The following is a 7,856-nucleotide window of genomic DNA, read 5'->3' as shown; positions in this document are numbered from 1 at the left end:
AAACCACCAGGGTATTGCCTACAGCTACGACAGCTTCGGCAACTTGTCGGAACAGGTAGTGCAACTGCGCATTGCCTCCTACTACGTGGAAAACCAAAGCGGCGCCTCACTGCATCGGCCAGAGCTTGACCGACTGCTGCGCGACAGCCACCCCGGCGATGTACTGCTTGTCGAGCAGATCGACCGGCTAACCAGGCTGACCAGTGACGGGTGGGATGTATTGAAGGGTCAGATCAAGAGCAAGAAGCTTAGGATTGTTAGCCTGGATGTCCCCACCTCCTATATGGCACTGGATCAGGGGCGGTCTACCAATGGGGACCAGATCATTGAAACCGTGCTGTCCGCAATTAACAACATGCTCATTGACCTGATGGCGGCGATGGCCAGGAAGGACTACGAAGCAATGAGGACTCGCCAACAGCAGGGCATCGCCAAAGCAAAATTAGAGGGTAAGTATCAGGGGCGGCCGGCAGATTTGGACCGCCACAAGCAGGTTAAATATTTTCGCGAAGAAAAGGGCCTAAGCATTAATGAAACCGCCAGGGCCACCGGCTACAGCAAATCACAGGTGTGCCGTATACAGGCCGAATATAGGAAGCGGGAGCTGGCAGAGGAGTAGAGAGCCACTAAAAGCCAAATATTTTGTGAGTCGCCACTCAAATCTAACCTTAAGGGCTTTGCAATTCAGAAAACCGGGAGATTATGTGATGGAACAATAAAGGAGATTACTGAGATGTCCAACAATAACTCTAATGGTTTCCTCGTATTATTATTTATTATTGCCGCCGCGGTTATATTTCGTGGGGTTTGGAACATCAGCCAGAGCACAGGGTTATCCATGAATACTGTTGCTCAAGTGGGCATTCAAGCCATATTGGGTAATGGCGCCCTATTCGTCTTTTATAAATTCATTCCTCGATCTTTCGATCGATGGTGGAGCCTAATCTTTGCAGTCAACTTTTGGGCCTTTATTCCGGCGATTGATGAATACGGAATGAAGCACTTACCCTTCGCATCTCTAGATTACTCTGTCGGGCCAGAGCCTTTATGGTACACCACAGCCCTCTGGCAGACCGTTATCATCATCGGTCTCGCTGCACTATCCCCCGTCATTAAATGGGTCTTTGATAGGGAGGACAGGGGCGACTGGTGAGTGGCCGACGTTGATAATCCATTACTCCCAATATATTCTTCGCCGCAATCGACAGGGATTTCGATTGTATTTCAAGGAAGAAGACTATGGCGGGACACCCCCAGCTCAACCAAGTGAAGTCAAAGACGGAACGGGTTCCATACAGCGGCACATTTTTCATTGTAGAAATCAGTTATCACAATATCGACGGCATCGACGGCTATGTTGTGGGGCTGAAATTCTATGATCAATCCAACAGCACAGACTCTGCCAAAGTTGCAAGAGTGCACCCCTTTGGCCTAGGGCGAATCGTCGCGCAAACCGCCATTAAAATGATTCTGCCCGACCTTGATCAGATCTCAATTTTTGGCTTTTATCTGCAAACAGAAGGCCTGGAAGCGCGGCGAAAGGGTGGAGCGGCCAGAAAAAAAGAGATGTATCAGGCTAAGGCCCTTTTGATGCACAAGGATGTTAAAAGCAAGCTCAAGCATCTAACCCGGTTTGAGGTGGACGGCGGCCTCGGCTGGACTATGAGTGAGCACGACTACTCAAGCTATCCTCAGCTTGAGTTTTTTGAGCGGGAACTGGCCAAACAATTGGAGGTGATCCTATGCTGATTCGGATTGAAACCGGGGAGCTTATCGAGTTTCCTGAAGACTTGGCCGCACGTGTCCTGATTGATCCCTTTTCTGATGATGGCGACAAGCCGGCACTGACTGCCGAAGAGGTCAACGTCGCACTCCACTCGATTTTGGGAACATACTTTGATCCTGATTTGAGTCGTGAAGACAACATCAAAGCGGTTGAAGAAATATATGATCAATTCAAGCCGCCAAGTGCAGAGAGTCTACGCAGGGCACAAGAGTCGATCCGAGCCTATGTAAGAGAAGTCAAAGAGGCAGATATCGGCAGTGTGGACTCCGACTATTTGAAGTTGTTTTCCGCTACCGAACAAGAGAGGCAGTTTGCCAAGTCTCTAATAAAGCCCAACAAGCTTAGAGACTTCAGCGATGTATCGACGGCTGAAATTGCAGATATCGCCCGCAAAGCTGGACAAGAAGCCCGGCAGGAATCGTTAAATGCCGGCTGTGAGGTCGTGAGCGAAGATGAACAAGGCCGTACTGTAACAACCAAAAAATTGCCAGATGGAACAGAGCAGAAAATAGTCAAAGGAGAGGCTGAGGATTGAGCACAAATCCGCCAACCTAGAGAAAGGCGCGCGGCAACAAACCCGGGCGAAATCGCCCACAGCTTTGTCCCCAAGTTCTGTGGATAAAGCACAGTAGCGAGAGAGAGCTGGCTAATTCATTGAAGAGCGCGGGGAAACTCGCTTAGCGTACTAACTTTCCTCCGTAAAATCCCCTAAATCAGAATCACCCAGCTCCGCCAGGCGCTTGGCATAGACTCGGCTGATTCCTCTACGCTTTTTTCAGCCGACCCGGTAAAGCGTGCAACGCCGTGTTTCAGCTCGGATGTACCGCGCTGGGCATATTCGCAAAACTCCACCATTTGTTCATAAAGGTCGGCAGGAACCGCGTAAAATTGTACTCGGTTGTGTGCTGCAACCGCTACAGGCTGGCCCTGCGCCTCTTGCATCGCCGCGTTGGGATTGGCCTTAAACTGGCTAATTGGGGTCGTGTAATCACACATTACTTTCTGGAGCATGACAGACCTCGCCGCCGCTAATCGTGTAATTTATCAGTAACAGCTTGGGGCCATAGCGATGCCACAACAAAGCCCCCACCAGTATCAGCTGCAGCAGCAACACCACTCCCACAGCCACCAACAAAAATATCATTAAATTCATCAAGCTCACGCGCAGGCCCTCCCTGGTGGCTATTTTTTTCTTAACTTGACACTAAGATGTACTGAAAGAATCAAGAATTCAGCTTTGGATTCGAAAATTGTGGTTTTAGGTAAAAAAAAGCTGAGAGGAATGATGGTAGTAAGGGGGTGGAATTAGTAGGGCGTTGCAGAAAGGTAGCGCCGGCAGTCACCTATGCCGTGTACCCAGCATTTATCGAGCTGATGCAGGCCTGTCGCCCCCCTTCTGCTGACCCAACCAAATGTAAAGCGACTTTCAAAATTTCGGTTTAGATAAAGCCAGTGCATTGATGAGATACTCAGTTGTTCGAGGACAGGGGAAGTATTTTCAGATATAGCACCGCGCTTTCAGGGATCTAAATGTCGACCAATCCAGTCCACAAGCTCCAAATAATGGTCCAATTGAAAGGGTAACTCTGTTGGCATATGAAGACGTTCACCGTCCACAAGCGATAGCAGGGCTTTGGGTTGCTCTCCTGAGATCAGAGTGCGAATACGCTGTTGAATGGAAGTGTGATCAGAATCTTCTGGAGTTTTTGTGATATTGGCGTGGATAGGGTTGAGATCGACATAGGCCATACAGGCGGCAAGGGCCCTCTCATCCAATAAAGCCTGGGATTTAAAGCGACCTTCCCAGAAGCGACCTGTGCAATTGTCTTCTGCATTGGCCTGACGAGCAATAGACTCGTTTAACCAACGCGTAAACTGGCTGATATCCATTAATCGTTCTCGCCACAGGCTGTGCAACTCTCTTAGTTTTTCTTTTTTACTGTGGTCAAGTGAGACGCCCTGAATGAAACGTTAGGCTAAATTAGGAGCTTTGAATTGCTCTTGCCAGCGGAGAATCACTTAGGAATCCAGCTAGTTCATGAGCTGCCACTTTGTCGATATAGAGTACGATATGGTAGTGATTGCTCATTACTGCATACGCAGCGATATCTAGCGCAAATATTCCAGCCAGCTTATGCATCCGAGACTCAATCCTCTCACGGTGATGTTTATAGTCATTACCAGATTCCATCTCTCTACCATACAGAAATGCTCTGCGCACACAGCGAGTGAGGCAATGGTAATAGGGTCTGGCATCTAGAGAAACCTGGGCGCTACGTAGCAGGGGGCATTGCTTCTATATTGTCTGTATTTACTTACAGCATTTGATCCAGAAATTTTAATTGCGTAAATATCCTTGGCGTTTATAACTATGACTTTTATGGGTGTCCAGAATCAGTTCGCTTTGATAAATTTCACTTTGGGAAATTACTTCTGGGCTTTATTATGCGGAGGATTGAAGATTATTTTGTTCACGGTCCTGCTTACTCTCAGTTTCTTTTTGACGCTTGGGCGCCGCAAAATCTGTGCATTTGGAGATCGCTTCAATAACGGCTTTGGCACTTTCCTTAGAGTAGCCACCACCACCAAGCATAACGGCGGGTACGCATCGTTCACTAAGGGCTCTTAAAGTCAGCCTTTCTCTCTCTGCTATATCTTCAATAGTTAAGCAAAGACCCCCCAACCTATCGCTATTTAGGGTGTCGGTGCCGGAAACCACAAAAGCTAGCTTATAGTCATCATCTAACGTTTCCAGTGCATCTTTATATTGATCTAAGTATTCCCGACCTTCTGTTCCCGGCATTAAGGGAGCAGAAATATTTACTCGATCGCGTGTATAACTCGAGGTGGGATAAATACCGGCATTGTAGATATCTAAAATCGTTACGCTTTTATTCTCCATAAATGTGTAAGCGTTGCCGTTACCATGGTGAGCATCTGTATCTATTATCAATACTTTGTCTTCCGGTTTTAGTAAGCCGTTCTTTATTAATTGTTGATGACAGATCCCAATATCGTTGTAGATACAGAATCCCTCCATATTCTGCTGCATGGCGTGATGGTATCCTCCAGATAGATTCCAGTAGAAGCCACCGTCATTAAGTGCACGTTTCGCACCTAGCATGGTTCCTGCTACACCCCAGCGCATGGGGGAAAGCACTCTCTTATTTAGGAAGGAAAAACTAATGAAGGGGATCTTGGGTACTTCTAGAGCCCTAAATATAAACACAGGATCTCTCACTTTTTTACGCATCATGCTGGAAAGAAAAGTGTCTATTAAATCCATGCTGATTGGTTCTGCGGGTTCTATGAAATTAATCTTAGGATTACCTTTTAGGGCATTAAATATCTTTTGAAATTTCATTCCATCAAACGGATGCAGATAGCTGACTAGCCCTAGTCTGATATTAAAGTTATGACTGTAAATCACATTCATACTGTTGCAGCCCCTTCTGCTGCCAATTCTCGGGCAAATTGCAAAATTTGATTTGGGGTCCAAATGCCACGCCCTATAAATTTACCAAGCTTGCTGTACTCCTGAGCTGTCGGATAAAAGCTCGGCTCTCTTCCACAGGCGATCTTTAAACATTCAGCGACAACATTAGAGCAATTATATCGTGCTAACTGATATCTTGGGGTATTCCTTTGAAGATTAAGAATAAAATCCTCCAGGGCTTCCGCATTAATATTTGGAATTGTCACTGTTATTGGCTGGCGATTTCCTTCCGCCTGAATATCTTCATGAAGTGCATTCATGAATTGCCCAGGCTGGCTAGTTTTGATTTTTAAATCCTTTTTGCCTGCTCCATCTTCTGGCCAAAAGCTGACATAGTTACCCTCAAAAGATAATGAGGCGTGCCCAACCATATTGCCATGGGGTGGCCAAACGTGAACTTTTAACAAAATGGTCTCCTTTATACCAATTGTTACTTGTTTCTTTGCCCTATCCATACTGGGCATTTGTTATTGGTGATTTTTTAATTAACGAGGTAAGTGGCTAGCCCTACGTATGTAATTGATTCACTGTCTCAAGATTTCAAATATGTTCACAAGCTTGCGGCAGTTTCTTAAAGCTACCACGAAGATATTTCAGGATAAAACACTTTAAAAAACCGTAATTTTCTGAGTTACAAAGATTGTCTGCATATTTTTCGAACAGCAAAAATTGCCGCCGGTCACTCTTCCCCACGCCTGCCGGTTTTTGGCGTTCTTTTAGTTGATGAAATGAAACTGGCGGCCTTGGCCTGAGCTGGTGCGGGCTCTAGGGCTATTTGGGATTTCACAGAATGAAGAGTTTTGAAGAGAAGTGAAGAAATCTTTCACAGCTGGAAAGCTGATATAGCGGCAAAGTGTCAACGTGATTTTGCGTTGACACAATGTTGACACTTTGGAGTGTTTAGGCGCCAAACTTTTAGATGGGGTAGAATTAAAAAACCCGCGAAAGCGAGTGCTTACGCGGGTTTGAATATGGTGCCCGGAGGCGGAATCGAACCACCGACACGGGGATTTTCAATCCCCTGCTCTACCGACTGAGCTATCCGGGCTTTGCGATCTTGCTGGGCTTCCCCTGCGTCGCGAGGCGCGTATTAAAGCCGTTCCTCGTGCACGAGTCAACCCCTTGATTGTAAAAAGTTTTTTTTCTTTCGCGGGGGCTTTAAACACGGCTCGGTTACTGTTGTTCCGGGGGGATGTAGCCGTCAGCTGCGTCGTACTCTTCGCCACTCAGGAACTTCATCATCTGCTCGCTCAGATAGGCGCGGCTGGAGGGCTCCATCATATTGAGGTGCTTTTCGTTGATCAGCATGGTTTGGTGTGACATCCATTCCTGCCAGGCTTTTTTGGATACGTGCTCGAAGATATCCACGCCTTTTGGGCCGGGAAAGGGTGGTGCGTCCAGGCCTTCCAACTCCTCTTGGTACTTGCGGCAGAATACGGTTCTGGACATGGACTCCTCCTGGTTTTAGTCGGCCGTAGTTGGGGCTAGCAGCGGCGCCTGCAGCGCCAGTAATTGTTTTGCCAGCTTTATGATCGGGGCGGGTAGCCCCAGTTCCTGAGCCGCGCGGGCGCGGTTTAGACGCCGCAGTTTATACCAGCCGGCGCCGCTCTCGGCTACCTGTGCGGGGACTTTGTCGAGCTGTACCCATACCGGGGAAATATCCAGGTGAAAGTGGGTGAAAGTATGCCGCAGTATTGGCAGCGTTTGTATTGTACTGGCATGCCAGCGCTGTTGCTTGAGCCAGGTCTTTGGATCTTCTGCCTGGGGTGGGCACCAGAGGCCGCCCCAGATTCCGGTAGCGGGGCGCTGCTCCAGGTAAATCTCGTCTTCGTATTCCAGCAGTAGCATGGTGGCACTGCGCACCGGTTTTTCCTTGCGCGGCTTCTTGCCGGGGTAATCCTGCGGGTTGCCCTGGGCGTGGGCCATGCAAGACTTCTTTAATGGGCAGTCGTTGCAGTTGGGCTTGGTGCGGGTGCAGAGGGTGGCACCCAGATCCATCATCACCTGGGTGTAGTCGTTGACGCGCTTCTTCGGGGTATAGGTCTCGGCCAGTTCCCACAATTTGTTGGCTACAGAGGTCTGTCCTGGCCAGCCTTCCACGGCGTGGAAGCGGGCTAGCACCCGTTTTACATTGCCGTCCAGGATCGGTGCCCTGAGTCCCATGCTGATACTGGCAATGGCGCCGGCGGTGGAGCGGCCGATGCCGCTCAGTTCAGTGAGAGCTTCTACATCCTGTGGAAATTCTCCCCCGAATTCTTCCCAAACCATTTGCGCACATTTGTGCAGGTTACGTGCGCGGGCGTAATAGCCGAGGCCACTCCAGTGGGCCAGCACCTTATCCAGGGGGGCGCGGGCGAGGCTCTCCAGGGTAGGAAAGCTGTGCATAAAGCGTTCGAAGTAAGGGATAACCGCACTTACCTGGGTTTGTTGCAGCATGATCTCTGAAACCCACACGCGGTAGGGGTTGATATCTTGCTGCCAGGGTAGGTCTTTGCGCCCATGTTTATCGAACCACTTGAGAACGGCACTCTGGAACTGCTTTGGGGTCATGGAGGTACTGCGAGGTTGGGTAGA

12 protein-coding genes and 1 tRNA gene are annotated in these 7,856 nt (G+C 48.7%); 4 read left to right on the top strand and 9 right to left on the bottom strand.

The annotated features are described in order from the left end of the window. The 4 genes from ACCI49_RS18525 to ACCI49_RS18510 all read left to right on the top strand — a co-directional run. Positions 1-619, top strand: a 619-nt coding sequence (locus ACCI49_RS18525) for a recombinase family protein (RefSeq protein WP_442928495.1), incomplete at its 5' end; no start/stop codon positions are given. Positions 620-733: 114 nt separating this feature from the next. Beyond that, positions 734-1,153 carry a hypothetical protein gene (locus ACCI49_RS18520; RefSeq protein ID WP_371840644.1) on the top strand — a complete coding sequence of 140 codons (420 nt, stop codon included), beginning with the start codon at positions 734-736 and terminating at the stop codon, positions 1,151-1,153. A gap of 86 nt (positions 1,154-1,239) precedes the next feature. After that, positions 1,240-1,749, top strand: coding sequence for a hypothetical protein (locus ACCI49_RS18515; protein ID WP_371840643.1), 510 nt, complete (start codon positions 1,240-1,242; stop codon positions 1,747-1,749). After that, positions 1,743-2,321, top strand: a complete 579-nt coding sequence (locus ACCI49_RS18510) for a hypothetical protein (protein WP_371840642.1) — start codon at positions 1,743-1,745, stop codon at positions 2,319-2,321. Before ACCI49_RS18515 ends, ACCI49_RS18510 begins: the two co-directional genes overlap by 7 nt. Before the next feature lie 173 nt (positions 2,322-2,494). On the opposite strand, the gene ACCI49_RS18505 is transcribed toward ACCI49_RS18510, so the two are convergent. From ACCI49_RS18505 to mutY, 9 genes are all read right to left on the bottom strand, one after another. Beyond that, positions 2,495-2,782 (bottom strand): type II toxin-antitoxin system Phd/YefM family antitoxin, encoded by a 288-nt coding sequence (locus tag ACCI49_RS18505; protein ID WP_371840641.1) that lies wholly within the window; start codon positions 2,780-2,782, stop codon positions 2,495-2,497. After that, positions 2,775-2,948 carry a hypothetical protein gene (locus ACCI49_RS18500; RefSeq protein ID WP_371840640.1) on the bottom strand — a complete coding sequence of 58 codons (174 nt, stop codon included), beginning with the start codon at positions 2,946-2,948 and terminating at the stop codon, positions 2,775-2,777. The genes ACCI49_RS18505 and ACCI49_RS18500 overlap by 8 nt, the downstream gene beginning before the upstream one ends. A 356-nt stretch (positions 2,949-3,304) precedes the next feature. Then, complete coding sequence (locus tag ACCI49_RS18495) at positions 3,305-3,676, bottom strand: transposase (protein ID WP_371840639.1); 372 nt, start codon at positions 3,674-3,676, stop codon at positions 3,305-3,307. 91 nt (positions 3,677-3,767) lie between these two features. Further along, positions 3,768-3,977 carry a hypothetical protein gene (locus ACCI49_RS18490; protein WP_371840638.1) on the bottom strand — a complete coding sequence of 70 codons (210 nt, stop codon included), beginning with the start codon at positions 3,975-3,977 and terminating at the stop codon, positions 3,768-3,770. A 252-nt stretch (positions 3,978-4,229) separates the two neighbouring features. Continuing rightward, positions 4,230-5,222: a histone deacetylase family protein gene (locus tag ACCI49_RS18485; RefSeq protein ID WP_371840637.1), complete on the bottom strand. Its 993-nt coding sequence runs from the start codon at positions 5,220-5,222 to the stop codon at positions 4,230-4,232. Further along, on the bottom strand, positions 5,219-5,737 hold the full coding sequence (locus tag ACCI49_RS18480) for a hypothetical protein (RefSeq protein WP_371840636.1): 519 nt from the start codon (positions 5,735-5,737) through the stop codon (positions 5,219-5,221). The genes ACCI49_RS18485 and ACCI49_RS18480 overlap by 4 nt, the downstream gene beginning before the upstream one ends. A gap of 517 nt (positions 5,738-6,254) precedes the next feature. Continuing rightward, positions 6,255-6,330 (bottom strand) — tRNA-Phe (locus tag ACCI49_RS18475). A 125-nt stretch (positions 6,331-6,455) separates the two neighbouring features. After that, the gene (locus ACCI49_RS18470) at positions 6,456-6,731 is read right to left on the bottom strand and encodes an oxidative damage protection protein (RefSeq protein WP_371840635.1); all 276 of its coding nucleotides are present in this window, start codon (positions 6,729-6,731) and stop codon (positions 6,456-6,458) included. 15 nt (positions 6,732-6,746) lie between these two features. Next, the gene (mutY, locus tag ACCI49_RS18465; RefSeq protein WP_371840634.1) at positions 6,747-7,832 is read right to left on the bottom strand and encodes an A/G-specific adenine glycosylase; all 1,086 of its coding nucleotides are present in this window, start codon (positions 7,830-7,832) and stop codon (positions 6,747-6,749) included. Between the last annotated feature and the right edge of the window lie 24 nt (positions 7,833-7,856).

It is taken from the genome of Microbulbifer epialgicus, from assembly GCF_041447265.1.
Classification (GTDB): domain Bacteria; phylum Pseudomonadota; class Gammaproteobacteria; order Pseudomonadales; family Cellvibrionaceae; genus Microbulbifer; species Microbulbifer epialgicus.
This window is presented reverse-complemented; position numbering and strand designations above follow the sequence as displayed.

Coding starts and splice junctions, on each gene's coding strand:
- ACCI49_RS18505 (WP_371840641.1), bottom strand. CDS start 2,782: ATGTGTGATTACACGACCCCAATTAGCCAGTTTAAGGCCAATCCCAAC.
- ACCI49_RS18490 (WP_371840638.1), bottom strand. CDS start 3,977: ATGGAATCTGGTAATGACTATAAACATCACCGTGAGAGGATTGAGTCT.
- mutY (WP_371840634.1), bottom strand. CDS start 7,832: ATGACCCCAAAGCAGTTCCAGAGTGCCGTTCTCAAGTGGTTCGATAAA.
- ACCI49_RS18515 (WP_371840643.1), top strand. CDS start 1,240: ATGGCGGGACACCCCCAGCTCAACCAAGTGAAGTCAAAGACGGAACGG.
- ACCI49_RS18510 (WP_371840642.1), top strand. CDS start 1,743: ATGCTGATTCGGATTGAAACCGGGGAGCTTATCGAGTTTCCTGAAGAC.
- ACCI49_RS18495 (WP_371840639.1), bottom strand. CDS start 3,676: ATGGATATCAGCCAGTTTACGCGTTGGTTAAACGAGTCTATTGCTCGT.
- ACCI49_RS18480 (WP_371840636.1), bottom strand. CDS start 5,737: ATGGATAGGGCAAAGAAACAAGTAACAATTGGTATAAAGGAGACCATT.
- ACCI49_RS18520 (WP_371840644.1), top strand. CDS start 734: ATGTCCAACAATAACTCTAATGGTTTCCTCGTATTATTATTTATTATT.
- ACCI49_RS18470 (WP_371840635.1), bottom strand. CDS start 6,731: ATGTCCAGAACCGTATTCTGCCGCAAGTACCAAGAGGAGTTGGAAGGC.
- ACCI49_RS18485 (WP_371840637.1), bottom strand. CDS start 5,222: ATGAATGTGATTTACAGTCATAACTTTAATATCAGACTAGGGCTAGTC.